Raw genomic sequence first — 26,207 nt, 5'->3', positions numbered from 1 at the left:
GCGAGCGCGTCGCGCGACCGACGGCATGTTCGTGTCGGTAGGCGACACGAACATGCCGTTGGTGCAGTGCCAAGGCCTACTTCGGCAGCCGCGGCGCGATGATCCTGTAGGCCTTGAGGCCGAGGCCGAGGCGTTCGCGGTCCTCGGAGAGCATCGGGTCGAGGCCGGTGAGCTCCTTCACGCGCTCTAGGCGATAGGCGACGGTGTGGCGGTGGGCGTAGATGGCCGAGGCCGTCGCGTTCATGTTGCAGTTCTGCTCGAGGTAGGCCTCGAGCGTGCCGACCAGGTCCGTGCGGTACTGGTCGTCATAGCGGACGATCGGCGCGACCGTGTCCTCGTAGAAGCTCCGGACTTCCTCGGGGTGCGAGGCGAGCACGCGGAAGAGCAACCGGTAGGTGCCGGTGCCGATGTCCTGGACGCCGTCCCAGCCGCCGCCTTCACCCTGCTTGAGCACATCCAGGACCAGCTCGGCCTCTTGGATGGCTCGCGGAAGCTCGGCGGGGTCGCTGTAAAACGACGAAACGCCGACGGTGCCGTGGCGGCGCAACCGCGTCGCCAGCGCGCGGCCGCGGGCCGTGGTGGTGTCCGGCGCGTCGTCGCCGCCGGTGCCCGGCAGGATCGCGTAGACGCGACCATCAAGGTGTTCGGCAAGCGCGCCCGGCTCGTCACCGGTGATCGTCGCGATCACGTGGCGGGGACGGTCGGTCGTCAGCTCGGCGCAGAGCACGACGGCCCCGCGCGACAGGTCGCAACCCAACCGAGCGGCGCGGCGAACGACCTCGCGCGGCTCCAGGTCAGGACGGGACCGCAAGTCCTCCAAGAACGAACCGCGGAGGTTCTGCTCGACCTCCTCCTTGGCCTCCTCGACGGCGACTTCCGTCAGGCAGGCCACCGCGGCCAGGTGCAGGAAGTCCCCGGCCTCGGGCGAGGGATCGGCGCCGCCGGGCTCACGCAGCAGCACGACCGCGCCGACCACGTCGTCACCCGACTGGATCGGCGCCTCCGCCGCCAGCGCCTCAGGCACCTGCGACGGCCGGTCGCGAACGCGATCGCTCACGTAGCGCCGGATCTCCTCAAGCGTGCTCTCGCGGACGGGCGCCGCATCGGCGCCGGCCCCGGCCCCGGAGGACGCGACCGCGGCATCCAGCCGCGGGACCACGATCGCCACCGGGGCGCCCGCGGCCTCCGCGGCCAATGCCGCAACCTGCTGCAGGCCGTCGCCGCCCAGGACGGCGTCGACCATCTTGAGGTGGACCGACCGCAGCCGCTCCACCAACGAACCAGCCGGCGAGGCGGCGGAACGCCCCGTGGGATCCATCATCTTCTCCGCCGCCTCACCCATAGCTGATTGTTCTCCTGGACTCGCTAGTACTTCAACTACGCGGCCGGGGTGGCGGCGTCGGGGTGGGCCTGGAGGATCTCCTCGCCCGCCTCGCCGGTCCGCACCCGATAGGCCTCTTCGACCGGCATGACGAACACCTTGCCGTCACCGACGGCCCCGGTGCGCGCGTGCTTGAGGATCGTGTCGACGATCGTCTGGACGTCACCCGACGCCACGATGCACTCGATCTTGATCTTCGGCCGCAGGTAGTTGGTCAACTCGGCGCCGCGGTAGCGCTCCGTGATGCCCTTCTGCCGGCCCGAGCCCTTCACTTCGCTGATCGACAGCGAGGGGAAGCCGAGCTCCAAGAGCTCCGTGCGGATCGGCTCGAAGGACTCGTGGCGGATGTATGCCACCACCATCTTCATGTTGCGGGAACCTCCGTGTGGGTCGGGACGGGGCCGGCGCCGCTAGCGGCTGCGGTCCCCGTGGGGGCCGCACCGTAGCCGACGAGCTCCGGCGCCGGGATGAACTGCTCCGGGTACCCGTACATGCCGTGCTCGGAGATGTCCAGACCGGCCAGCTCCTCCTCCTCGCTCACACGCAGCCCGTACGTCGCCTTGATGATCCCGAAGACGATGTAGGAGCTGATGAGAACGCCGGAGAACACGACCGCCACACCGGCCGCCTGCACCAGGAGCTGGTGGAACGAGCCCGTGTAGATCAGGCCGCCGTCACCGACGGCGTTGTAGGCCGCAAGCTTCGGATGCGTGAAGATGCCGCAGGCCAGTGTTCCCCAGATGCCGGCCAGGCCGTGCGCCGACAGAGCGCCCACCGGGTCGTCGATCTTCTTGTCGATGGCGTAGACGCCGAGGACGACGATGACGCCGGCGACCGCGCCGATGACGAGAGCGGCCCAGGGAACCACGTAGCCCGAGGGCGCCGTGATGCCGACCAGCGCGGCGATCGCGCCGTTGCCGGCCATGCCGATGTCGATGGTCTTGGTCTTCCAGTACGCGGTCGCGACCGCGGTCAGGACGCCACCAGCGGCGGCGATGTTCGTCGTGAGCACGACCTCCGGGAAGCGACCGTCCAGCGCGCCGAGCGTCGAGCCCGGGTTGAAGCCGAACCAGCCGAGCCACAGGATGAAGATGCCCAGGCCGAACAGCGGCATGTTGTGCCCCGGGATCGCCCGCGGCTTGCCGTCAGGGCCGAACTTGCCCTTCCTTGGTCCGAGGTGCAAGAGCACCGCCAGCGCGCCCGTCGCACCGATGAGGTGGACGGCCGTGGAACCGGCGAAGTCCTGCATGCCGAGGTTGTTCTGCAGCCAGCCGCCGCCGAAGACCCAGCCCGAGAAGATCGGGTAGATCAGCGCCGAGAAGACGATCGCGTACAGGACGTACACACCGAACTTGATGCGCTCCAGCGTCGTGCCCCAGACGATGGCCAGGGAGACGGCGCAGAACACGAACTGGAAGAAGAACTTCGACTCGATCGTCGCGTTGGAGAGCCCCATGATCGGGAACGCCTCCTGCGGATCGCCGTAGTCGCGCAGGAAGAACCCGTGCGTACCGATGACGTGGCCAGGATCGCCGCCGAACGCGAAGGCAAAGCCGACGGCCCAGTAGAGGATCGAGGCGATCGCCAGGTTCACGAGGATCTTGGCGACGATGGTGCCCGCGTTCTTACCGCGGGAGAAACCGATCTCCAAGAAGGCGAACCCCGCCTGCATGAAGAAGACAAACAGACCAGCGACGATCACCCACAGGGAGTTGATGCCGACGCTGTCCGGCAGGGCGCCGGAATCGTAGATGTCTGCTGAAGCCGTTGCCGGCAGGATCAGAGCGGCGAGAGCGCCAAACATCAGCGCGCGAGCCGTCAGGGAACGTCTCATGTGACCTCCTAGTCGAGCGTGCCACGGCAGTCTCTTCGCCAACAGGTCGAGGGTCGTTAGCCCGATGTCGAAAGATCGTCCGGTGCCGTTCGCCACCTGGTCGAGGAGGGCTTGACGGGCGGGCCTACTTCAGGGCGAAGGCCCAACGCCGCAGTTTGGACACTGGTACAAGGTGTCTCTCACGCGCGAGAAATACGCTCGTCATCAGCGCGCCGGCCCGCGAGCCCGCGCATGGCCGCGCTCCCGAACACGCACGCACGCACAGGAGGAAGTTCCCGCCCCATGAGTTCCCGTCAGCAGAACGTCACGGCCGCCCAGTGGTCGGTCAACGGCGGCGCCCTCGGCGCGCCGGACCTGACCCTGCCGGGCGCCAACGCGTACGGCGCCAACGTCTTCACGATCGATGAGCAGCGCGCGCGCCTGCCCAAGCACGTCTACAAGCAGCTGCAGGCGACGCTGGAGGCCGGCACCACGCTGGACCCGACGCTCGCCGACGCCGTCGCCCAGGCGATGCGCGAGTGGGCGATGGAGAAGGGCGCCACCCACTACACGCACTGGTTCCAGCCGCTGACCGGCCTGACCGCCGAGAAGCACGACTCCTTCTACAACCCGACGGGCGACGGCCACGCGATCGCCGAGTTCTCGGGCAAGGAGCTCGTCCAGGGCGAGCCGGACGCGTCCTCGTTCCCGACCGGCGGCATCCGCGCGACGTTCGAAGCCCGCGGCTACACCGCCTGGGACCCGACCTCGCCGGCGTTCATCATCGACAACCCGAACGGCACGTTCCTGTGCATCCCGACGGCGTTCGTGTCGTGGACGGGCGAGGCGCTGGACCACAAGATCCCGCTGCTGCGCTCCATGGACGCGCTGTCCAAGAGCGCGCTGAAGGCGCTGGACCTATTCGGCGACAGCGACGCGACCCGCATCTTCACGACGGTCGGCCCCGAGCAGGAGTACTTCCTGATCGACGAGCAGTACTACTTCGAGCGTCCTGACCTGTACACGACGGGCCGCACGCTCTTCGGCGCCAAGCCGCCCAAGGGCCACGAGCTCGACGAGCACTACTTCGGCTCGATCCCGGAGCGCGTCCTGGCGTTCATGATGGAGTCCGAGGAGGAGCTGCGCAAGCTCGGCGTGCCGGTCAAGACGCGCCACAACGAGGTCGCCCCCGCGCAGTACGAGCTGGCGCCGATCTTCGAGAACTCCAATGTCGGCTCCGACCACCAGCAGCTGACGATGCAGGTCCTCCAGAACGTGGCGCGCCGCTACGGCCTGGTCTGCCTGCTGCACGAGAAGCCGTTCGCCGGCGTCAATGGCTCGGGCAAGCACAACAACTGGTCGATGGGCACCGACACCGGCCACAACCTGCTCAACCCGGGCGACACGCCCGACGAGAACGCGCAGTTCCTGTTCTTCTGCGCCGCGGTCATCAAGGCCGTCAACAAGCATCAGGCGCTGCTGCGCGCGTCGGTGGCCAACGTCGGCCAGGACCACCGCCTGGGCGCCAACGAGGCGCCTCCGGCGATCATCTCGATCTTCCTCGGCGCCGAGCTGGAGCAGGCGTTCACGAAGATCGCGACCGGCAAGGGCCGCCGCGTCAAGAAGGGCCTGATGGGCCTGGGCACCGAGGTGCTGCCGCACCTGCCGCGTGACGGCGGCGACCGCAACCGCACCTCGCCGTTCGCCTTCACCGGCAACAAGTTCGAGTTCCGCGCGCTGGGGTCGAGCATGTCGCTCGGCTTCGTCAACACGGTGCTCAACACGATCGTCGCCGAGTCGATCGACGAGCTGACCTCCCAGCTGGCCAAGGAGCTCAAGAGCAACAAGGGCGACGTCACGGCTGCGGTCTCGCTCGTCGTCAAGAACGTCTGGGAGTCCGACAGCGCGATCATCTTCAACGGCGACGGCTACTCGGACGAGTGGCACGCGGAGGCCAAGGAGCGCGGCCTCTACAACCTGCCGACGACGCCCGACGCGCTGCCGTGGATCGTCAACAAGCAGACGGTCAAGGCGTTCGGCGCCTACAACGTGCTCTCCGAGCGCGAGCTGGAGTCGCGCTACGACGTCTTCGTCGAGCAGTACGCGACGAAGCTGAACATCGAGGCCGAGACCGCCGCGTCGATCGCCCGCACGTCGATCCTCCCGGCGGCCGTGCGCCATCTGACCGAGCTGAAGGCCTCCGGCGTCGCCGGCCTGGCCGAGGAGGTCGAGCCGCTCGTCGAGGAGCTGTTCGCCGCGATCCTCAAGCTGGAGAAGGCCAACGACCACGACGGCCCCGACGGCGGCATCAAGCACGCCAAGTACATGCGCGACACCGTTATCCCGGCGATGGACGGCGTCCGCGAGATCGCCGACAGGCTGGAGCGCATCGTCGCTGACGACCTCTGGCCGCTGCCGAAGTACAGCGAGATGCTGTTCATCAAGTAGCGCCAGCGCGACAGCGTCGCAGGACCCTCGGAAGCCCCGCCCTTGGCGGGGCTTCCGTCGTTCTGGGAAACATCAAACGTTCAGCAAAAGTGCTGATCGATTTGTGTTCTAGTGTACTGATCCTACCAAGTTGTATTCCTAGGCACTAAACGGAAGCTTAGGAATTGTCTGGCGGGTCCACCCTCCATCAAATCTGCGGCCGGTCACACCGCGCCCTGCCAGTCGGGCAACCCTGCGCTCGCATCTGTCCACCCTCTCGCCACCACCATGGAGGTACACCATGCGAAGAGGACACCGAGGGCTCCTCGGCATCGCGCTCGTCGTCGTGTTTGCGACCTGTGTCGCCGCGGCGCATGCGGGAACCGACGCCTGGTTTTCCGGCAATCTGGGGTCCGGGCTCGGCTACGCCAGCACGGCGGCCCACTCCATCACCTACATCGAAGGCGACGCCAGCGCCAACGGCTTCTGCGTCGCCAAGGACACCGGCCTCGCGGGCTACGGCTCGTCCAGTCGGACGCCAGCCGGAACCCCGGCCTGCGCGAGCAGCGGCGGCTTCGCCAGCCGCTTCGAGAACGGCACCTGCTGCTACCACGGCTGGATCGCCAACGGCACCGGGAGCACCATCACCGTCTACACCTCGACCCACTACGACTACTGAGGTCCCGTCATGCGCACCACCAACAAGGCAGCGATGATGGCAGCGACCGCGGTGCTCGGCGTGGGTGCCGGGGTCGGGCTCGCGATCGCCGGCGACGACGCCCCGGAGACCTGGCAGCCCCAGCGGACCGAGGCCGCGGTTCCGGCTACCGCCGAGCAGAAGGCCGCGTTCGCCACGCTCGGCGCCGAGCCGGGTGCAGAGGACCCTGACCGCGGGCTGGTCCGCCAGCTTGCAGAGCGGTCGCAGATCGGCCTCGACGCTGACGGCGCTCGCGTCGTCGGTGAGACGGCGACTGGGCCAGTCTGGCTGGCACCCGCCAACGGCGGCGTGTGCATCGCGATCGAGAACACCGGCGACGGCTCGATCGGCACCGCGTGCGAGGGCAGCGACGACGTCGTCGCCCGTGGCACAACGGTCGGCGACGGCACGCACATCTACGGCGTCGCACCCGATGGCGTCGACGCGGTGACCGTCACCCCGGGCGATGGACCGCCGCAGTCGGTGACCGTCTCCGAGCAAGGGCTCTACGTGCTGCCATCGCAGGATGCGACGGTCGCGCTCGACGGCCCGAGCGGCACTGTGTCGTTCACCGTCGCCGGCTGAACGCCGCGCACGCACCAAACGGACGGACCCGTGGAAGCCCCGCCACCCGGCGGGGCTTCCGTCTTGCCAGGCGGCACGTTACGAACGTGTTACGGGACATCAACGTTTCCTAAGAACCGCTGAGCCAACCGGCCGGTGGCTGGTGGCGTTGGCGTTTGCTGCGCTAAGGAAAGCTCCATCATTTCGTCATTTAACAGCGGCGGATGTTGCAAAAGCTATTGATTCTTGCCGCTTAGCATTAATCAACGTCATGAGGGAGATCGATTTCCATGCGAAGAGGACGGTTGGCGCTGTTCGGCGCCATCCTGATCGGGGTGTTCGCGGTCTGTGCAACCGCGGCGTTCGCCACCGCCAACCACTGGTTCAGCGGGACTCTCACCCCGGGGTACGGCTACGCCAGCACCGCCGCCAACTCGATCACCTACATCGAGGGCACCGGCAACTACAACGGGTTCTGCGTCGCCAAGGACCAGGACATCAGCGGGTACGAGCTGCTGTCGGTCCACTCCCCCACTGGGACGCCGGCCTGCGCGTCCAGCGGCGGCTTCGCCAGCCGCAGCGAGAACGCAGCCTGCTGCTACCACGGCTGGATCGGCAACGGCACGGGCAACGACCTGCTCGTGGACTCATCGACCCACTACAGCTACTGAGGGTGTTCGGCAATGAGACTGAGGAAGCCCATCCGAACCATCGTGGTCGTAGCTGCGCTCGGGACGGGCGCCGGCGTCGGGCTGGGGCTCGGACAAGCCGGCGGCGACGACCCTGCGCCGTTGTGGCGGCCGCCGGTGACCAACGCGGCGGTCCCCGCCACCGAGGCACAGAAGACTGCGTTCTCGGTGCTGGCCACGTCGCACCTGTCGTTCGGGCTGGACGCCGATCGCACAGTGCTGGAGCGATACGCCACTGACTCGGGCATCGGCGTGGACACCGACGGCGCGCGCGTGGTGGGTGCGACCGGCGACGGCCCGGTCTGGCTGGTCCCCGTCAACGGCGGGCTCTGCCTCGCGCTCGAGGAGACCGCCGCGACTGCGCTGGGCTCCGCGTGTGAACCCAGCGGCGACGTCGTCGCCCGCGGCACGACGATCGGCGACGGTACGCACATCTACGGCGTTGCACCTGACGGCGTAGACGCCGTCACTGTCACCCCATCGGGCGGGGCGACGGCGGCTGTGCCGGTCACTGAAGGCGGCGTCTACACGCTGCCCTCGGAGGACGCCACGGTCGGCGTAGAGGGTCCGAACGGCCTGACGGAGTTCGACGTCTCGGGCTGAAGCCGTCCAGATTCGGTCACAGCGAGGGCCCCAGTCGGTTCATATGGACATGGGGCCCTTGCGATCGGCGCCGGACGCCGAGCTCCTCAAACGCACAAGAGACGACGCAGAGGCCTTTGCCGTGTTCTACGAGCGCTGGGAAGGGCCGATCTTGGCCTGGCTTCAGCGCCGCGTCAAAGACCCAGAGCTCGTCGTCGACCTATGCGGCGAGGTGTTCGCCTCTGCGCTGGGCGCTGCTGATCGATTTATCGGTGCTGGAAGTGGGAGCGCCGCAGCATGGCTGTTCACGATCGCCCGCAACACGCTGCTGACCTCGCTCCGGCGCGGCCGCGTCGAGGAGCAGGCGCGCCGCCGACTGGAGACCTGGGAGCCCGTCCTCCTGCACGAGATCGACCTCGACGCCATCGTCGCCTTGGAGAGCGACGGTCCCGCGCTGATGGCCGCGCTGGAGCAGCTCCCGGACCGCCAGCGCGAGGCCGTCCGCGCCCGCGTGCTGGACGAGCGCCCCTACGAGGAGATCGCCGAGCAGCTCGCCTGCTCGGAGATGGTCGTGCGCAAGACCGTCAGCCGTGGGTTGAAGACGCTGCGCGAGCAGATGAAGGACCAGCCGTCATGACCTTAGTTCCACAGAACCGCGCCAACCTGGTCGCCGCTGCGGAAGCGGCCGTTGCGGCACGCGCCGCGCAGCGCCGCCGCTTCCGCGTCACCCTGCCGATCGGGCGCCTCACCCGCCGCACGCTCGCGCTGGCCGCCATCGGCGCCGCGCTGCCGGTCGGCGTCGGCGCCGCCGTGGTCGTCCTGGTGCAGGAAACGCCGCCCAAGGAGCAGCCGCGGACCGCGCCGCTAGGCGCCGGTCCGGACGGCCGTCTGATCGACCGCACGCCGCTCGCCCGCCCGCCGGAGTCGCTGCTGGCCGGGTACTCGCGCCTGCGCGACGCGCCCTCCGCCGAGGAGCGTGACGACGCGCAGATGCGCGGCTGGGCACGCAACCTCCGCCGCCGCTTCGGCCTGGATCCGTCCGCCGCCCGCGTCCTGACGCGGATCGACGGCAACCGCCTCTGGCTGGTGCCCGGCAACGGGTTCACATGCCTGGCCGTGGAAGAGCCCACGGGCGGGGTCAACGGCGGTTGCGACACCGAGGCAGTCGTGCTCCGCGACGGCGTGCGTGTCAACAACGGCACCTCGATCTACGGCGTGCTGCCAGATGGCATCGACAAGATCGAGGTCACCGACGACGACGGCTTCCGCCACGTCGAGCCGGTGTCGCACAACGCATATGTCCTGCGAAACGCCAGCGCGACGGTGCGTTACCCGGTCGGCGATCGCATCGAGATGTTCCGGGTGATCGGCAGCTCGGGCTAAGCGATGTTGCGCATGTAAACCTGCGGTCCGGTTAAGGTCTCGTCATGTCCGCTGCACGATCATTGATCATCGGACTCGCTTTCGTGCCCGTCCTCTTCGTCGCGGCGGCCATGGCCGCGCCCAGCCCAGGGCCGGACGCGCACGTGACCAAGGAGAAGAGCTGCCGCTCGCCGTTCAAGCCCAAGCGCATCCCGCAAGGGATCAAGGCCACCGGCATCCGCTGCGCGACCGCGGTGAAGGTCGCGTTCGCCGCCGGCGACAAAACGCCCTCAGGCTGCGTGAAGTTCCTCGACAGCGAGAACCACCTCGCGTTCGCCCGCCCGTGTGTCCGCCACGGCTACCGTTGCACGGCGCGAACGAGCGTGCAGGGCCTGGTGCTCAACACCACCTGCAAGCGCGGCGGCAAGACGATCCGCTTCCAGTACTAGGACGCTCGCGGGCGCTCCAGGCGCCAGCACCGGTCCGTCCCGGTGTCGGCGGGCGCGGCCGGGGTGCGCGCGACCGTGCCGGACTCGGTGAAGCCGGCCGCTTGCGCGACGCGCGCGGAGGCGAGGTTGGTGGCGTCGTGGCGGATCTCGGCGGCGTCGATCTCCGGGTCGGAGAACGCCTCAGCGACCAGCGCGGCGACCGCCGCGGTGGCAACCCCGCGCCGCGTCCAGTCGACGTGCACCCAATAGCCGAGCTCCCACGCGCGCGGGCCGACGCGGCGGTGCCGGCCGCCGCCGCCGACCTGGACGCCGGTGTCGGCGTCGAAGAAGCCGCGGTAGCGGTCGCCGCCCGCCGCCTCTTCGGCGATCACCTGCGCCAGCCAGCCGCGGCGCCACTCGACGCCCTTTGAGGGCTCCGACGCCCACGGCATGTACGGCATCAGGTGCTCGCGCGAGGCCGCGACCGCCGCCTCGAGGCTGGCGGCGTCGTCCTCTCTGAACGGGCGAACCAGGACGTCCATAGGACATACCCTGACACAGTTGTGTCAAGGTTGCGCTACCCTTCCGGGCATGCGCGATTTCCTGGCCGCCGTCCGTGACCACGTCGTCGTCTTCGACGGATCGATGGGCGCGACCCTGGAGGAGTTCGAGCTCTCCCAGGCCGACTACGGCGGGCTGGAGGGTAAGTGCCACGAGGCGCTCGTCCTGCACCGCCCGGATGTCATCCAGGAGCTGCACGAGTCGATGGTCCGCGCGGGCGCGGAGGTCGTCGAGACCGACACGTTCCAGGCCTCGAAGCTGAAGCTCGAGGAGTGGGGCCTTGGCGAGCACACCTTCGAGATCAACCAGAAGGCCGCCGAGATCGCGCGCAAGGCCGTCGGCGAGGATCGCTTCGTCGCCGGCTCGATCGGCCCGACCGGCCACCTCCCCGCCTCCGACGACCCGACGCTCGGCGCGATCACCTTCGCCGAGCTGGTCGAGATCTTCACCCAGCAGGCCCAGGGCCTGGTCCGCGGTGGCTCCGACCTGCTGATCATCGAGACCGCCCAGGACATCCTGGAGGTCAAGGCCGCCGTCTTCGGCGCCCGCGAGGCGTTCAAGCTGGAGGGCCGCTCCGTGCCGATCCAGACGAGCGTGTCGCTGCTGCCCAACGGCGGCAAGATGCTGCTCGGCACCGACATCGACGCGGTGCTGACCACGTTGGAGGCCTTGAAGGTCGACGTCATCGGGCTGAACTGCTCGACCGGTCCCAACGACATGCGCGATGCGATCCGCTTCCTGGGCGAGCACTCCTCGACGCCGATCCACTGCATCCCGAACGCCGGCCTGCCCCAGCAGGGCCGCAACGGCGAGACGATCTTCCCCGAGGGCCCCGACGAGCTGGCCGGCGTCCTGGGTGAGTTCGTCGAGCAGCACGGCGTCTCGGTCGTCGGCGGCTGCTGCGGCACGACGGTCAACCACATCTCGGCGATCGCCGAGCGCGTCAAGGGCCACAAGCCGGGCCCGCGCCCCGCGCAGCGGCCGCCGCAGGTCTCCTCGATGATCTCCGCCACGCCGCTCGTCCAGGAGCCGGCGCCGACGCTGGTCGGCGAGCGCGTCAACTCGCAGGGCTCGCGCAAGGCCAAGGAGATGCTGCTGGCCGACGACTACGACGGCCTCGTGCAGATCGCCGAGGACCAGGTCGAGGGCGGCGCGCACGTGCTCGACCTCTGCGTCGCGCTAACCGAGCGCGTCGACGAGGACGAGCAGATGCGGATGGTCGCCAAGCGCGTCTCGCTCTCCCAGCCCGCGCCGTTGCAGATCGACTCAACCGAGCCCGACGTCATCAAGCTGGCCCTGGAGCAGACCCCGGGCCGCGCGATCGTCAACTCCATCAACTTGGAGGCCGGGCGCGCGAAGGCCGACACGGTCATCCCGCTCACGATCGCCCACGGCGCCGCACTGATCGCGCTGACGATCGACGAGGTCGGCATGGCCAAGACGGCCGAGCGCAAGGTCGAGATCGCCAAGCGCATCAAGGAGATCGCCTGCGACGAGCACGGCCTCGATCCCGAGCTGCTGATCTTCGACGTCCTGACGTTCACGCTGACGACGGGCGACGACGAGTGGAAGCCGTCGGCGATCGAGACGATCAACGGCATCCGCGCGGTCAAGGAGGCGCTGCCGGGCGTCAAGACGTCGCTGGGCGTCTCCAACGTCTCCTTCGGCGTCGGGCAGCCCGCGCGCGCGGTGCTCAACTCGGTCTTCCTGCACCACTGCGTCGAGGCCGGGCTGGACCTCGCGATGGTCAACCCCAATCACATCACGCCGTACGGGGAGATCAGCACCGAAGAGCGCGAGCTCGCCGACGACCTGGTGTACAACCGCCGCGAGGACGCGCTGCAGCGGTTCATCGAGCACTTCGAGAGCCGCGGCGAGGAGGCCGAGGCCGAGGTCGCCGATCCGACCGCGGGCATGACGCCCGAGGAGGCGCTGCACTGGCACATCCTGCGCCGCAAGAAGGACGGCGTCGAGGCCCAGATCGACGCCGCGGTCGAGAAGATCGGCGCGGTCCCCGTGCTCAACGACGTGCTGCTGCCGGCGATGAAGGAGGTCGGCGACAAGTTCGGCGCCGGCGAGCTGATCCTGCCCTTCGTGCTGCAGAGCGCCGAGGTCATGAAGCGCGCGGTCGCCCAGCTGGAGAACTACCTCGACCGGATCGAGGGCTACACCAAGGGCACGGTCGTCCTGGCGACGGTCTTCGGCGACGTCCACGACATCGGCAAGTCGTTGGTGAACACGATCCTCACCAACAACGGCTACACGGTCATCGACCTCGGCAAGCAGGTGCCGGTCTCCACGATCCTGGAGGCGGCCAAGGAGCACGACGCGACGGCGATCGGCCTGTCCGCGCTGCTGGTCTCCACCTCCAAGCAGATGCCGCTGGCCGTGCAGGAGCTGGAGCGCGAGGGCCTCGAGTACCCCGTGTTGATCGGCGGCGCCGCGATCAACCGCGCGTTCGGCTACCGGGCGCTGCATGTCAATGGCCTTGACGACAGCAAGTTGTACGCGCCGGGCGTCTTCTACTGCAAGGACGCCTTCGAGGGCCTGCACGTGATGGACAAGATCGTCGAGGAGGACGCGCGCGCCGAGCTGCTGGCCAAGTTGAAGGCCGACGCCGACGCGTTCCGCGAGAAGGGCGACGTGGAGGTCGTACTCGACACGACCGGCACGGAGCGCTCCGCCGCGGCCACCGACGTCGAGATCCCCGAGCCCCCGTTTTGGGGCGTGCGCGAGATCCCGGTCGACCTCGACGAGGTCTACCAGCACCTCGACACGCACGTGCTGTTCAAGCTGCACTGGGGCGGCAAGGGCGTCAAGGGCGAGGCGTGGCGCCAGCTCCTGGAGGGCACCGACGAGGACGAGGGCTTCCGCCCGAAGCTCGAGCGCATGTGGCGCGATCAGACCTACCTGCACCCGCGCGCGTTGTTGGGGTACTTCCCCTGCTACAGCGAGGACAACGACCTCGTCGTCCTGGACCCGTCCGATCGCGAGACGGTCCTGACGCGCTTCGTGAACCCGCGCCAGCCCGGCAACGACCACGTCTGCCTGAGCGACTTCTTCCGCCCGAAGGACAGCGGCGAACTTGATGTGGTTGCCTTGCAGGCCGTGACGGTCGGCGACGAGGTCACCGACCTGATGGCCCAGCTGGAGAAGGACGGCGAGTTCGCCGAGCAGCTGTTCGTCCACGGCCTCGGCGTCCAGACCGCGGAGGGCCTGGCCGAGTGGCTGCACGCGAAGGTCCGCGAGGACCTCGGCATCCCGGCCACGCAGGGCCGCCGCTACTCGTGGGGCTACCCGGCGGTGCCCGACCAGTCCGAGCACGAGAAGCTCGACGCGGTCCTCGACCTGTCGCAGATCGGCATGGAGCTGTCCGACGGCTTCGCTCCGGTGCCCGAGCAGTCGACGCTGGCGCTCGTCGCCCACCACCCGCAGGCGTTCTACTACGGGATGAAGCAGGGCAAGCTCAAGCCCGTCGATGCGACGTCGCCCGACGACGTCATCAAGGGCTCCAAGCGCGACCCGTCGCTGTTCGCCCAGGCCGATGCCGAGGAGCTCGACCGCGACCCGGTCGAGGGCGGCGTCGCCGAGGGCGAGGGCGAGGCCGCCCCGGTTCCGGCTGAGGCCTAGGACTTGGCGCGCCGCGTCGTCGCGCCGGACGGCGTCCGCTGGACCGTCCGGCGCCGCTGGGTCCACGCGCCGGTGCGGCCGCGCTGGCGCGGCACGCGTGACGCCGACGCCTTCAGCTTCGCCGACCTCGGCGGCGGCCTGGGCGACAGCGGCGTCCTCGGCGCGATCGCGGCGATCATCGCGATCATCGTGCTCGCGGCGTTCATCGCGTTCGTGCTGCTGCCGCTGGCGGTGCTGCTGCTCGAGGTCTTGCTGTTCCTGCTGCTGGCGGGGATCGGCCTCTTCGGCCGCGTCGCGCTGCGCCGTCCGTGGCGGATCGAGGCCCGTTCGTCCGACGGCCGGCGCACCGTGCGCGAGGTCTCTGGCTGGCGCGACAGCCGCGACGCGATCGCCCAGCTGGCGGCCGACGTCGAGCGCGGCATCGTCTGAACGTCCAGCCCGCCCGCGGCGCGTGCGTACGCTGTCGCGCGCGATGGCTCGTGAGGTCCGAGGTCCCGAAGGCGTGACGTGGAAGGTCCGCCGGCGCGTGTTCAACGCGTCGGTCACGCCGCGCTGGCGTGGCAGCGAGGACTACCCGTCGATCATCGGGAGGCTGATGTCGCCCCTGCTCGGCGGCGCCGAGGGCGCGCTGAACGTCGCTCTGCTGGCGTTCTCGCTGATCCTGCTGCCGATCATCTTCGCCTTCTACTTCTTCCCCGTCGTCTACCTGCTCGTCGAGGTCGCGCTGTTCGCGGTCCTGGCCGGCGCGGGCGTGCTCGGCCGCGTGCTGCTCAAGCGGCCGTGGCGGGTAGAGGCGTGGTCGTCAGATGGCGACCGCTGCTTCTGGCTGGTGCCGCGCTACGGCGACGGCGAGGCGCTGGTGGACGCCATCGCCGCCGCGCTGCGCAACGGCATGGCGCCGCCGGCGATCGCGGGCGCGACCGGTCCGGCGGGGATGACGCGGCGGCTGCCGCGCCGCGCCCAGCGCCGCTAGCTCGCTTCCGACAGGTCGATCCGGAACGCGGCCCGGAACGGCTCGGTCGCGATCCGCAGGCCGTCGCCGGAGCGCAGCGCGTCGATCGGCGCGGTCATCGGCTCGATCGCGACGATCGGGCGCTCCGGCGGCGAGAAGAGCTGGAGGTGCGTGTAGCCCTCCAGCAGCTCGACGGTCAGCTCGTGCCCGCCGCCGGCGACCGTGAACGCCGGATGCTCTCCGAGGTCGGTGAAGTGCGCGTCGAGCATCGCGTCGCCCAGCCGCGCGTGCCGTGCGCCCACCGGCTCGCGCTCGCCGCTGGGCAGGTTGCGCTCGTCGAGCAGCAGCCGCGTCATCGCGGGCGTGCGCAGGACGAGGTCGCCGCGCTTGACGCCCGGCAACGTGAAGTACGGGTGGAAGCCGAACGAGATTGGCACGCCTGCGTCGCCGGTTGGCGTCAGCGTCGTCGTCACGGTCACGCCGTCGGTCCCCTGGAAGACCTCCAGCTCGAGCCGGTGCGCGAACGGGAACCCCGGGAACCGATCGCCGCTCTCGTCCCACTCCGCGACCGCGGACAGGCGACGGCCGTCATCGGCCTCCACCTGCCAGCCGTTGTAGGCCGCCATGAGCCCATGGATGGGGAGCCCGTTGCCGTCGGTGCGGAGTCCGTGCGCGCCCGCTTCGAGCGCGATGGTCCGCCCGTCGACCGCGTACGACCAGCCGCTGAGCCGATTGGCCCATGGGTGAAGCAGCGGAATGCCGAAGCTCGACCCCCGCGCCACGTAGGCATCCAGGCCGCCGAGCTGACCCAGCAGCTCGCGGCCATGGCCGAAGAGGGACACTCCGACCATGCCCACCGACGGCACCCAGCGCGACGTCCAGGCACCGGCTTTCAGCGTGACCACGTCTGAGGACATGGACCCCATCCTCTTTACTTCCCCCTTAGCTGTGCAACAGGGAATCCTCAGGGTGTTCCGGCACGCTGCTGACATGCATGTGGTCCGGACCGGGGAGAACCAGGCATGACGCCGCCAAAGCACGTGTGGAGCGGCGACTGGGAGGCGGAGTCCGAGGCCGAAGCGCGCCGCCGGGCCGAAGCGGAGGCCGAGCGCCAGACTCGCGAGTCGCAGGCCGCCGAAGCGCCGACCGCCGTCGGCCGCACGATCGCCCCCGGATCGCCTGCTGATCCCTACGCCCGGCCCGAGGGCGCGCCGCCCCGTCGCGGCCGTGTCGCCGCGCTGGCGATCGTCGCCATCCTGATCATCGGCGGCGGCGCGTTCGCCGCGGGCCTGCTGCTCGACGGCGACGACGACTCCAAGAGCTCCACGACGCCGGTCGCCGCGCTGCCGTCGGTCGGCTCCAAGCCGGTCACGCCGTCGCGCGGCCAGACCCGCGCGGGCGCCATCTACGCCGCCGCCTCCCCCGCCGTGGTCTCGATCAGGACCTCCACCGGCACCGGCACCGGCTTCCTGATCGACAAGCAAGGCACGGTCGTCACCAACGACCACGTCGTCGAAACCTCCAAGGACGTCCAGGTCAAGTTCGGCACCGACGGCCGCACGATCCAGGGCGAGGTCAAGGGCGTCGATCCGTCCAGCGACCTGGCGGTCGTACACATCGACGCCTCCACGATCCCGGGCGGCGTCAAGCCGCTGGAGTTCGCCGACTCGCGCGGCGTGTCGGTCGGCGACGTCGCGATCGCGATCGGCAACCCGTTCGGCCTGGACCGCACGGTGACCGAGGGCATCGTCTCCTCGCTGGGCCGCACGCTGAAGGCGCCCAACGGCTTCCAGATCGACGACGTCATCCAGACCGACGCGGCGATCAACCCCGGCAACTCGGGCGGCCCGCTGCTGGACGACGGCGGCAAGGTCATCGGCGTCAACTCGCAGATCGCCACCAACGGCGTGACGAGCGGCAACGTCGGCATCGGCTTCGCGGTCCCGTCTAACACGGTCCGCCAGGTCGTGCCGGGCCTGAAGCAGGGCAAGACCGTCAGCCACGCGTGGCTCGGCGTCCAGATCGACACGTCCGGCGCGTCGGCCCCCAACGCCACGTCCGGGGCGGTCATCGGGTCGGTCGAGACCGGCGGCCCGGCGGAGTCCGCGGGCTTGCAGGCCGGCGACGTGGTCAAGAGCGTCGACGGCCAGGAGGTCCGGGACTCGACCGGCCTGTCGACCTACATCAACTCCAGGGCGCCGGGCGACAAGATCAAGCTCAAGGTCGAGCGCAGCGGCCAGACGCAAGATCTCGACGTCACGCTCGAGAACCGTCCCGAGCAGGTCCCCTCGCAGGCGGGAACCCAGACCACGCCGTGAGCTTCGGCGCGCCACTAGTCCTCGTCGCGCTAGTCCTGGTTCCGCTGCTGGCGGCGGGCTACGTCGTGCTGCAGCGCGACCGCCTGCGCGCGGCGGCGGCGTTCGCCGCGCCGCACATGGCGCCGTCGGTCGCGCCGCGCCGCCCGCGCTGGCGCCGCCACGTGCCGCTCGCCGCGTTCCTGCTGGCGGTCGCGATCCTGGTGGTCGCGGCGGCCAAGCCACAGCGGACGGTCGCGGTCCCGGTCGAGAAGGCGCAGATCATGTTGGTGACCGACGTGTCGGGGTCGATGCTCGCGACCGACGTGCAGCCCAACCGACTGGTGGCGGCGCGCCGCGCGGCGAAGGCGTTCATCGAGCAGGTTCCGCGGCAGGTCAACGTCGGGATCGAGGCGTTCAACCAGGCGCCGCAGGTGCTGGCCAACCCGACGACCGACCGCGACGCTTTGAACCTCGCTCTGGGCCGGCTGCGGTCGAGCGGCGGGACCGCGACGGGCGAGGCGATCCAGACCGCGGTGCGCGTCCTGGCGCAGGCGCCCGCGCAGAACGGCAAGAAGCCGCCGTCGGCGATCGTGCTGCTGTCGGACGGCGCGTCGACCAAGGGCGTTGACCCGCTGGCGGCCGCGACGGCTTCCGGGCGCGTGCGGATTCCGATCTACACGGTGACGCTGGGCACGCAGGGCGGGACGATCACGGTGCCGCGCTCGGAGGCCAACCCGTCGGCGGGGACGATCACCAAGCCGGTGCCGCCGGACGTCGAGTCGCTGCAGGCGATCGCGCGGGCGTCGAAGGGCAAGTCCTACACCGCGCAGACCGCTTCAGGGCTGTCAGATGTGTACAAGAGCCTCGGCTCGCAGTTGGGCACCAAGAAGGAGCCCCGCGAGATCACCGCGGGGTTCGCAGGCGCGGGGCTGGCGCTGCTGGCCCTCGGCGCCGCCATGTCGCTGCGCTGGTTCGGGCGATTGATCTAGTTGATGTGATGGAGAACGAGGAACGACCCATGGACGAGACGACCGAGCTGGGCCACGACGTGCACGAGGATCCGCGGCGCGCGCTGAGCGAGGCGCTGCACGAGATCAAGCGCGTCATCGTCGGCCAGGACGCGATGTTGGAGCGGTTGCTGGTGAGCCTGCTCGCCGGCGGCCACGTGCTTTTGGAGGGCGTCCCAGGCCTGGCCAAGACGCTGACGGTGCGGACGCTGGCCGACGTCGTCGGCGGGCAGTTCCGGCGCGTGCAGTTCACGCCTGACTTGGTCCCGGCGGACTTGGTCGGCACGCGGATCTGGCGGCCGGACACGGGCAGGTTCGACACCGAGCTCGGGCCGGTCTTCGGCAACGTGCTGCTGGCCGACGAGATCAACCGCGCGCCCGCCAAGGTGCAGAGCGCGTTGTTGGAGGTCATGCAGGAGCACCAGGTGACGATCGGCGGCCAGACGTTCCCGGTGCCGCGACCGTTCCTGGTGTTGGCCACGCAGAACCCGATCGAGTCCGAGGGGACGTATCCGCTGCCCGAGGCGCAGGTCGACCGGTTCTTGATGAAGTTGATCGTCGACTACCCGACGCCGGGTGAAGAGGCGGCGGTCGTGGGTCGGTCTCTGGGCGGGCCGGCGGAGATCCGGCAGCGGTTGGAGCTTCATGACCTGGAGCGCTACGCGGCGCTGTGCGGCCAGGTGATGGTCGACCGCGACATCATCGCCTACGCGGTGGCCTTGGCCGATGCGACGCGCCATCCGGTGGCGCACGGGATGGGCGATCTGGCCGGGATGGTGGAGTTCGGGGCGTCGCCGCGCGGGCCGATCGGGCTGGTGCACGCGGCTCGTGCTCTGGCGATGCTGCGCGGCCGGGGCTATGTGAACGCGGGCGACGTGCGCGATCTGGCGCCCGACGTGCTGCGGCACCGATTGGTGTTGTCCTATGACGCTTTGAGCGAGGGCGTGACGGCGGACCAGATCCTCGATCGTGTGCTGGAGGCCGTGCCGGTGCCGGAGGATCGCTACCAGCATCGCGTCGCACGGGGGACGGCCGCTTAGGCGTTGTTGATGGCCTCGTCCGGTCCCCGCATCCCCATGGCACCGCCCGCCGCCCGACAGGGCCCGGGCCCGATGCCGCACGCGTTGTTGGATGCCTTGGCGATCGCCGTGACGCAGCGGGTCGCCGGCTCGCTGCCGGGCGACCGCCGCGCGGCGGGCGTCGGCGCGGGGACCGAGCTGGCGCAGATCCGGCCCTACGCGTTCGGCGACGACGTCCGGCGCATCGACGCCGCCGCGACGGCGCGCACCGGCGAGCCGCACGTGCGGCTGGAGGTGCCGGAGCGGACGCTGACGACGTGGCTGGCAGTCGACGTGAGCGCGTCGATGGCGTTCGGGACGGCGCGGCGGTTGAAGTGGGACGTGTCGGAGGGCGTGGCGCTGGCTTTGGGGCGTTTGGCGTTGCGCCACGCGGGGCGCGTGGGCATGGTGACGTTCGGCGCGGGCGGAACCGTCGTGCGGCCGCCGCGCGGGTCGAAGGCGGGGGTAGTGGCGTTGCGCCGCGCGTTGGGCGCGGGCGTGGCGATCGATGGCGCGGCCGACCCTCACGCGCTGGCCGACGCTTTGGGCCGCGTGGGGCGTGTGGCGCGGCTGCCGGGGTTGGTCGTCGTGATCTCCGACTTCCGCGACCAGCACGACTGGGCGCGAGCGATGGGCGTGTTGCGCGCCCGCCACGCGGTGTTGGCCGTCGAGGTCCACGACCCGCGCGAAGCGTCGATTCCTCCGGTAGGTCGCATCGCGGTCGTGGACCCGGAGACAGGCAAGCGCGTCGAGGTCGACACGTCGCGACCGCGGGTGCGCGCGAAGTTCGAGGCGATCGAGCGCGAGCGGCGGGAGACGCTGGCGTCTGAGCTCCGCAGGCTGCGGGTCGACCACGCGTCGTTGTCAACGGAGGAAGACTGGCTGCTCCAGCTCGGAAGGCGGTTGCGATGACCGCCCCGCCGCTCGCCCTCTCCTTCGGCGCGCCGCTCGGCCTGCTGGCGCTGCTGGCGATCCCGCTCGCCCTCGCCGCGCTGTACGCCGCGCGCCGCCGCCGCACCGCCTACGCAGTTCGCTTCCCGGCGGCCGGGTCGCTCGCGATCGCCGCGGGCGCCGAGGCGGCGTGGCGCAAGTACCTGCCCGCCGCGTTCGCCCTTGCCGCGATCGCCGCGCTGGCGCTGGCGCTGGCCAAGCCGCAGAAGACGGTCGCGGTACCGGTCGAGGGCGCATCGGTCGTCCTGGTTACCGACCACAGCGGGTCCATGTCGGCGACCGACGTCGAGCCGGACCGCCTCAGCGCCGCCCAAGCCGCCGCCGAGACCTTCTTGGACAAGTTGCCCAAGCAGACCCGAGTTGGTGTGGTTGCCTACTCCGACGGCCCCGACGGCACGCTCGCGCCGACGACCGACCGCGAGCGCATCCGCACCACGATCGAGTCCCAGAGCGCCTCGGGCGCGACCGCCACCGGCGAAGCCCTACAGGTCGCCATCGACACGCTCGCACCCGACGGCACCAAGGCCAAGTCCAAGGCCTCAGCCATCATCTTGCTCTCCGACGGCAAGACCACCACCGGCCGCGACCCCGTCGAGGTCGCCCGCGTCGCCAAGCGCCTCGGCATCCCGGTCTACACGGTGGCCTTGGGCACCGAGGACGCGACGATCCCCAACCCGATCTCGCCCCTCTCTCCTCCTATCGCCGTCCCACCCGACCCCGAGACCCTCCGCGAGATCGCCCGAGTCTCCGGCGGCCGCGCCTTCACCTCCGACGACGCTGGCCAGCTCCGCTCCATCTACGAGTCCCTCGGCTCCCGCCTGGCGACCAAGCACGAACAGCGCGAGATCACCGCGGGCTTCGCGGGCGCGGGCCTCGTCCTCCTGATCGCGGCGGGGCTGCTGTCCTTGCCGCGGCTGGGGCGCTTGCCGTAGACGCCGGACCTAGCGGTACCATCAACCGCTGAAGCAACATCCTTAACAAAGCGCCCCCGCGCCGTTGGAGCGGCCGGGGGCATGGCCCAAGGAGCAGTAACTCCATGAGCACCCAGCAGCGTATTAGCGCCTGCGTGGTTTCCGTCGACCCGTCCACGGCCGACGTCCTCCGTCACCAGACCCTCGTGGTCCTGGAGGCCAACCACTACTACTTCGAGGAGATCCTCGAATTCGGCCCGGAAGCGCAGCACGCGCTCTCGGTCATCTACCGCGACGCCTTCGCCGTCCTCGACACGATCGGCTGGCGCCGCCCCGACGACCCGCCCGCGACCGTCGACGTCCCGTTCACCGCCGGCTTCATCGAACAGCTCCACCGCCGGCGCTACGACCTCGGCCACACTAACATCGACCGCGTGCAGCAGGAGACCTGGGACCAGACGGTCGTCGACCGCGACCGCGAAGCCGCGATCACGCTGAACCGTCTCCTCGCGAAGGTCTAGACGAAGCGAACGCGGGCGGCGCCAACCGCCGCCTGCACCTTCGTCTTCTCGGCCGCGTCTTGCCCCAGCCACGCCAAGCCCGGGCCGCCAGTCAGTAGGTTCACGAGCCCAAAGTTGCTGTAGGCGTACGCCGCCGTTCTCCGTCCAGCACTCGCGCCTTCCCGTTGATCACACGCGCAATGGACTGCAAGGCGTCGGAGAGTCTTAGACCCGGTGCCAGAAGTGCGCGAGGCGGATCGGAGATTCACCGAAAGGACGATCCAGGTCTTGCGCCAGCTCGATGCGGGTCTCTTCGTCTCGGCTGGTTTCTCCGAGCGCCGGGAGCCCTTCGGCCATGACATGCTCGCCGACGCTCGACAGGAGTTCCTCAAAAGAAAGGGAGCGGACGTAACCAACCATCGCTCCGTCTCGCGCGTCGATGCCATAGCCATGATCCACAGACACGAATCGCTTGATGCCGGCGATGACGTACTGCTCCGTGTAGATCCAGTCCGCCCGTCGCGGCTCGATCAGGCACTTGCATTCGACTACGAAGTGCTTGGCTGACCGTCGAATGTCGGCGACCTGATCGTCTGTCAATCCCCATTGGAAGTCTGGGATCTTGTTCTCGCGACTCCCGCGCTCCACGTCGTCGGCGGCCGGCGGGTTGTGCCCCTCGGGGATAACGGGTGCAAGTGGAGCCAGGCCCTTCTCCCCAAGCTCGCGCTGTGCTGCCAGGATGTGCCAGTACAAGGCGCGATTCAAGGTCACTTCGTCGAGCGGAGACGGAAGAAGATCCGACGCCGCCATGAGTTCGAGCGCTCGCTGTAGGACGGCAATGCAGCGCGCCGCATGGATCCCCCACAGATCCAGACTGCTGAGGCCGGGAGACGGCGACTTACTCAACGAGTTCCAAGCCTCATCGCTTGGAGAACGGTTGCCTCGGCGTCCTCTCTCGCCGCGCTTCGACTCCAGAGTCGTGCCTCGGCACGCTTGACGATGACGATGCCGTCATCCGACACGGAACGCAGGAGGCCTTCCCGATAGAGACGTTCGTCACCTTGTCGCTGCGCGTCAGCCGCGGAGTATCGAAGAAGTGCGTCCCGCCATCGCTCCGCGGTGTCCTGAACTTTGGTCGTAACGTCGTCTTGACCGCTAGGAATGACGCGAAAAACAGCAGCAGCGACCGGCACATTCGGATCACGAATGAGTCGCCAGTCGAGTCTTGCTTCGCGGTCGCGGAGGAGGCCATTCCACTGCCCGAGAAAGGTGCGCAGATAACGGGAGATCACGTCATCGTCGCCCGGGGGGTCGACGCCCCAGCGCGTTGGTGAGACAACCAGAGCTGATGGCTTGTTTTTCTCGGCGAACCGAGTCCAGAAATCCGTCACGACATCGCGCTCGTCGCTGGAAAGCTCGAACAGATCGAAGACCGCACTATCGAGTTCGAGTAGCGCATCCGTCAGTGCGGCTGGATCGATCTTTGGCATTGCAAAGTGTTCATCAGTGGGCTTCTCTGGTAGCGCTCGAAGCCTGTCAACGGCGGCCACGACTCGGGAGGTCGCCGGTGCGTTGCCTCGCATGCGTACGGGAACGTCGAGCACCTCGTTCAGATAGACCTGGTCGTACCAGAAACCCCAAGCACTCGAGGTCATGAACTGGTAGTACCGCCCAAGGGAGGACAGCAGGGTCCCGGTCACGACCCGCGCCTTCCACGGCTCGCCGTCTGGCATCGGCAAGCAGTAGATCTGATGACGGAAGCTGAGAGGCTCGTCAACCAGCCGCGCATACGGTCCGAACGCCTTGCTCACTCCGCGCCGGACGAGGACGCGCTGTCCGCCGTAGAGCCGCTCGTCTGGTTGACGCTTTGTTCCTGTCGGCTTCGGTTCGAAATCGGTCGGTTCGAGCGGACCCCAGGGCGTGAAGGTCTTCAAAGAAGGCACGGACTTGAGCGTTTCGCTGGGCTCGTCGGTCCCGCGCTGATAGCCGTAGCCTGGCTGAGGTCCGGCTGCCGGGAACAGATCCTTGAGACGCTTCTCGATCCCGAGACGGGCAAGGAGCGCCTCATCGCGATGACTGCCCCACGCATAGACCTTCCATAGATGGTCATGCGCTTCGAGCGATGCCTGCGGGACCACGCGACGCTCGAGACGGGCGAAGGCCATGGATCGCGTTCGCCTGAACGCCGGCGACGGGACAGCTGTCTCGTAGACCACCGGAACTTGGCCACGCGCGTCCGACCGCGGGCTAAAGGAGATGAGAAAGAACGGAGCGACGGCTTGCGTGAAGAAGAGCCCGCGCACCTGTGCGAAGTTGACGATGTGGGAGACGTCGACTTGACGTAGCCACGCCTGGCGAAACGCGCGCGAGGTATGCCGCTTGTTCACGAAGGCCGAGGCAGCAACGAGCATGGCACCAATGCCATCTCTATTGAGCAAATCCAACGCACGCCACAGGAATAGCTGGGACCTGTTCCGGTCACCGACTTCTAGCCCGTTTCGATTGCCCCACTCGTCTGGAAGCCCTCGCTCGCTGGCCTTTGGTTCGGTCCAGGGCGGATTGCCGATCAGGACATCGAAGGCACCGCTCGGCCATGGCAGACGCGGAGCGTCGGTTTCGCATTCCTCGTCCAAGGTTGGTGCGAAGGCATCTGAGACCACCAGGACCCGCTTGTCATCAACTCCTCGACAGATCAGACGCGGGAGGGGACCAGCCTCGCGGATGTCTTGAGGGGTTTGGTAGTCGAGGTAGGCGAGATAGAGGCTGAAGGCAGCAAGACGCACCGCCTCCTCGTTGAGATCGATCCCAGCGATTCGATCCAGGAGGATCGCCCGGAGTTCATCGGCGGTCAGCCGTCGTTCGAGCTTGGCCGACTCGAAACGAACGATCATTCGAAACGCTTCCACAAGGAAGATGCCGGATCCGCATGCGGGGTCGCAAACCTTGGGCTGCTGCCGCAGTGCCGAGTCCGTCAGGGTTTGGGCGAGCGTGAACTCGACAAGCTCACTCGGCGTGTAGTGCGTTCCCGTGAGCTTACTAACGACGTCTTGCTGGTAGAAGACTTCGTACATCGTGCTGATCAGGCTCGTCGGCACGACGCCGAAGTCATAAGCCCACAAGAACAACGGCTTTTGGCCTGTCGCAACCGTCCCCTCTAGGAGGGACTTGACGAGAAGCAAGTGTTTGGTCTTGACGTGCGCCTTCTCGGAGCTGTCAGCGATGAACAAGTCTCCGTTGAAGTCCTTCGCCAGCTGATCGAACACCGCGTACGACAGGTCGGCGTCAGCGAGACATCTGACGAATGTGCTGTCGGCTCCGAAGTTGGGCACCGCTGACGGTGTCGCCAACAGCGCCGCCCATCTGGCGTCTTTCGCGGCGACAGCCTCCAGATAATCGCGAACGATGATCTTTCGGTCTTCGAGGTAACGAACCAGGATGACGCGTTCGATCAGTGTGTGGGCGGTTGCCTGATCGAGGCCGGCGTCGCTGAGCGCGTCGGTGGCCGCGGTGACGTCGGCGATGAGCCGGTGGTCCGCTCGGCCCCCAGCTGAGCGGAACTCCTTTGCCTCGAACGCAACGCCTGCTTCGACGCGGTCTCGCTGGAAGCGCGACAACTTGGTCTGTACATCAGCAGCACGCTCCACGATCTCGATGGGCGTAACGCAGGTCGTTCCTTCGTCGTCCATTGTCGGCGGAGCCGTAAGCGCGTACACGCGCAACTCTCCGCCTCGGGCGAGAAAAAGACACCGCGGCCTCGACAAGCTCCACGCGCTTCTATACGCAGCGACTAGCTCGGCTTCCGTCGCATCTGAGGCGACTGTGGTGAACACGATGACGGGATCGCTGCCCACAAAGAAAACGCGCTCTGCGCACATCCGATTCGCGAGGAGAAGCCAGTCGCCATGGGTCCGCCATTGTTCGGGGGCAAGTCCCCCGCCTGGCGTTGAGGTAGCGTCGAACAGCGAACCGGCATCCAGGTCGAGAACCCGGCAGACGTGCTCGATGAGCTGGTTGGAAGCAGAGTCAGGCATTGGATCGAAGCCCTAACACTCTCACGGTCTGGCCGGACACCACGAGTCGGTCGTGAACAGCCGCGGAGACGTTCCGCAATGTGAAGCAGCGGCGTGCGCCCGGACTAGGCTTCGGTGTCCGGAACCATGTCCCAGGCCTAGCAATAGTGATCCTGACAACCGCTCGGACCGCCCCGTAATCTTCCATCCCAACCGAAATTCCCTGCCCAGGGCCGTTTCTCAGCCAAAGGTCGCGGCGGGCTTCGCCGTAGCGTGTGACGCGTCGTCCGTGTTCACCCGCGGCGGATGACGCTCGCGGTTAGACGACGATCGGTAGCAGGACGGTGACGCCCCTCACGGAGCCGACCGCGGCCCGGGCGCTGGTGG

Annotated in this window: 24 protein-coding genes; 17 read left to right on the top strand and 7 right to left on the bottom strand. The window is 68.6% G+C overall.

Annotated features, from left to right (window positions below):
* Positions 1-76: 76 nt before the first annotated feature.
* Genes ACT01A_RS21165 through ACT01A_RS21155 form a run of 3 tightly spaced genes read right to left on the bottom strand, consistent with a single transcriptional unit; the run spans position 77 to position 3,311 of the window.
* A complete protein-coding gene (locus tag ACT01A_RS21165; RefSeq protein ID WP_445149082.1) occupies positions 77-1,321 on the bottom strand; it encodes a PucR family transcriptional regulator in 1,245 nt (414 codons plus the stop codon).
* A 56-nt stretch (positions 1,322-1,377) separates the two neighbouring features.
* Complete coding sequence (locus ACT01A_RS21160) at positions 1,378-1,749, bottom strand: P-II family nitrogen regulator (protein ID WP_445149081.1); 372 nt, start codon at positions 1,747-1,749, stop codon at positions 1,378-1,380.
* Positions 1,746-3,311, bottom strand: a complete 1,566-nt coding sequence (locus ACT01A_RS21155; RefSeq protein ID WP_445149080.1) for an ammonium transporter — start codon at positions 3,309-3,311, stop codon at positions 1,746-1,748. Before ACT01A_RS21155 ends, ACT01A_RS21160 begins: the two co-directional genes overlap by 4 nt.
* Before the next feature lie 186 nt (positions 3,312-3,497).
* Here ACT01A_RS21155 and ACT01A_RS21150 point away from each other — a divergent pair, with 186 nt between their 5' ends.
* The 8 genes from ACT01A_RS21150 to ACT01A_RS21115 all read left to right on the top strand — a co-directional run bounded on the left by ACT01A_RS21150 (position 3,498) and on the right by ACT01A_RS21115 (position 9,964).
* Positions 3,498-5,642: a glutamine synthetase III family protein gene (locus ACT01A_RS21150; protein WP_445149079.1), complete on the top strand. Its 2,145-nt coding sequence runs from the start codon at positions 3,498-3,500 to the stop codon at positions 5,640-5,642.
* A 280-nt stretch (positions 5,643-5,922) separates the two neighbouring features.
* Positions 5,923-6,300 carry a hypothetical protein gene (locus ACT01A_RS21145; RefSeq protein ID WP_445149078.1) on the top strand — a complete coding sequence of 126 codons (378 nt, stop codon included), beginning with the start codon at positions 5,923-5,925 and terminating at the stop codon, positions 6,298-6,300.
* A 9-nt stretch (positions 6,301-6,309) separates the two neighbouring features.
* Positions 6,310-6,903 carry a hypothetical protein gene (locus tag ACT01A_RS21140; protein ID WP_445149077.1) on the top strand — a complete coding sequence of 198 codons (594 nt, stop codon included), beginning with the start codon at positions 6,310-6,312 and terminating at the stop codon, positions 6,901-6,903.
* Positions 6,904-7,172: 269 nt separating this feature from the next.
* Positions 7,173-7,553 (top strand): hypothetical protein, encoded by a 381-nt coding sequence (locus tag ACT01A_RS21135; RefSeq protein ID WP_445149076.1) that lies wholly within the window; start codon positions 7,173-7,175, stop codon positions 7,551-7,553.
* Positions 7,554-7,565: 12 nt separating this feature from the next.
* The gene (locus ACT01A_RS21130) at positions 7,566-8,174 is read left to right on the top strand and encodes a hypothetical protein (RefSeq protein WP_445149075.1); all 609 of its coding nucleotides are present in this window, start codon (positions 7,566-7,568) and stop codon (positions 8,172-8,174) included.
* 121 nt (positions 8,175-8,295) lie between these two features.
* The gene (locus ACT01A_RS21125) at positions 8,296-8,790 is read left to right on the top strand and encodes an RNA polymerase sigma factor (RefSeq protein ID WP_445149074.1); all 495 of its coding nucleotides are present in this window, start codon (positions 8,296-8,298) and stop codon (positions 8,788-8,790) included.
* The gene (locus ACT01A_RS21120) at positions 8,787-9,536 is read left to right on the top strand and encodes a hypothetical protein (protein ID WP_445149073.1); all 750 of its coding nucleotides are present in this window, start codon (positions 8,787-8,789) and stop codon (positions 9,534-9,536) included. The genes ACT01A_RS21125 and ACT01A_RS21120 overlap by 4 nt, the downstream gene beginning before the upstream one ends.
* A 44-nt stretch (positions 9,537-9,580) precedes the next feature.
* Positions 9,581-9,964 carry a hypothetical protein gene (locus tag ACT01A_RS21115; RefSeq protein WP_445149072.1) on the top strand — a complete coding sequence of 128 codons (384 nt, stop codon included), beginning with the start codon at positions 9,581-9,583 and terminating at the stop codon, positions 9,962-9,964.
* On the opposite strand, the gene ACT01A_RS21110 is transcribed toward ACT01A_RS21115, so the two are convergent.
* Positions 9,961-10,485: a GNAT family N-acetyltransferase gene (locus ACT01A_RS21110; protein ID WP_445149071.1), complete on the bottom strand. Its 525-nt coding sequence runs from the start codon at positions 10,483-10,485 to the stop codon at positions 9,961-9,963. The two genes, ACT01A_RS21115 and ACT01A_RS21110, sit on opposite strands and share 4 nt — an antisense overlap.
* Before the next feature lie 49 nt (positions 10,486-10,534).
* Between ACT01A_RS21110 and ACT01A_RS21105 the strand changes: the two genes are divergently transcribed.
* Genes ACT01A_RS21105 through ACT01A_RS21095 form a run of 3 tightly spaced genes read left to right on the top strand, consistent with a single transcriptional unit; the run spans position 10,535 to position 15,107 of the window.
* A complete protein-coding gene (locus ACT01A_RS21105; protein ID WP_445149070.1) occupies positions 10,535-14,134 on the top strand; it encodes a homocysteine S-methyltransferase family protein in 3,600 nt (1,199 codons plus the stop codon).
* 3 nt (positions 14,135-14,137) lie between these two features.
* On the top strand, positions 14,138-14,563 hold the full coding sequence (locus ACT01A_RS21100) for a hypothetical protein (RefSeq protein WP_445149069.1): 426 nt from the start codon (positions 14,138-14,140) through the stop codon (positions 14,561-14,563).
* A gap of 43 nt (positions 14,564-14,606) precedes the next feature.
* Positions 14,607-15,107 (top strand): hypothetical protein, encoded by a 501-nt coding sequence (locus tag ACT01A_RS21095; protein WP_445149068.1) that lies wholly within the window; start codon positions 14,607-14,609, stop codon positions 15,105-15,107.
* Here ACT01A_RS21095 and ACT01A_RS21090 read toward each other — a convergent pair.
* Complete coding sequence (locus ACT01A_RS21090; protein ID WP_445149067.1) at positions 15,104-16,003, bottom strand: aldose 1-epimerase; 900 nt, start codon at positions 16,001-16,003, stop codon at positions 15,104-15,106. The genes ACT01A_RS21095 and ACT01A_RS21090 overlap by 4 nt on opposite strands.
* A gap of 105 nt (positions 16,004-16,108) precedes the next feature.
* Here ACT01A_RS21090 and ACT01A_RS21085 point away from each other — a divergent pair, with 105 nt between their 5' ends.
* The 6 genes from ACT01A_RS21085 to ACT01A_RS21060 all read left to right on the top strand — a co-directional run bounded on the left by ACT01A_RS21085 (position 16,109) and on the right by ACT01A_RS21060 (position 21,831).
* On the top strand, positions 16,109-17,404 hold the full coding sequence (locus tag ACT01A_RS21085; RefSeq protein ID WP_445149066.1) for a S1C family serine protease: 1,296 nt from the start codon (positions 16,109-16,111) through the stop codon (positions 17,402-17,404).
* Positions 17,401-18,372, top strand: a complete 972-nt coding sequence (locus ACT01A_RS21080; protein WP_445149065.1) for a VWA domain-containing protein — start codon at positions 17,401-17,403, stop codon at positions 18,370-18,372. The genes ACT01A_RS21085 and ACT01A_RS21080 overlap by 4 nt, the downstream gene beginning before the upstream one ends.
* Positions 18,373-18,401: 29 nt before the next feature.
* Entirely contained in the window at positions 18,402-19,430 is a 1,029-nt protein-coding gene (locus ACT01A_RS21075) for an AAA family ATPase (protein WP_445149064.1), read from the top strand.
* A gap of 36 nt (positions 19,431-19,466) precedes the next feature.
* Positions 19,467-20,360: a DUF58 domain-containing protein gene (locus ACT01A_RS21070; RefSeq protein WP_445149063.1), complete on the top strand. Its 894-nt coding sequence runs from the start codon at positions 19,467-19,469 to the stop codon at positions 20,358-20,360.
* Positions 20,357-21,331 carry a VWA domain-containing protein gene (locus ACT01A_RS21065; RefSeq protein ID WP_445149062.1) on the top strand — a complete coding sequence of 325 codons (975 nt, stop codon included), beginning with the start codon at positions 20,357-20,359 and terminating at the stop codon, positions 21,329-21,331. Before ACT01A_RS21070 ends, ACT01A_RS21065 begins: the two co-directional genes overlap by 4 nt.
* A gap of 104 nt (positions 21,332-21,435) precedes the next feature.
* Positions 21,436-21,831: a hypothetical protein gene (locus ACT01A_RS21060; protein ID WP_445149061.1), complete on the top strand. Its 396-nt coding sequence runs from the start codon at positions 21,436-21,438 to the stop codon at positions 21,829-21,831.
* 204 nt (positions 21,832-22,035) lie between these two features.
* Here the strand turns inward: ACT01A_RS21060 and ACT01A_RS21055 are convergent, their stop codons facing one another.
* Both ACT01A_RS21055 and ACT01A_RS21050 read right to left on the bottom strand, forming a co-directional pair.
* Entirely contained in the window at positions 22,036-22,716 is a 681-nt protein-coding gene (locus tag ACT01A_RS21055; RefSeq protein WP_445149060.1) for a hypothetical protein, read from the bottom strand.
* Complete coding sequence (locus tag ACT01A_RS21050; RefSeq protein ID WP_445149059.1) at positions 22,713-25,841, bottom strand: HsdM family class I SAM-dependent methyltransferase; 3,129 nt, start codon at positions 25,839-25,841, stop codon at positions 22,713-22,715. The genes ACT01A_RS21055 and ACT01A_RS21050 overlap by 4 nt, the downstream gene beginning before the upstream one ends.
* Positions 25,842-26,207 lie beyond the last annotated feature (366 nt).

It is taken from the genome of Baekduia sp. Peel2402 (genome assembly GCF_052567285.1).
The sequence above is the reverse complement of the archived record's forward strand: the minus strand, read 5'-3'. Positions and strand labels throughout refer to the sequence as shown.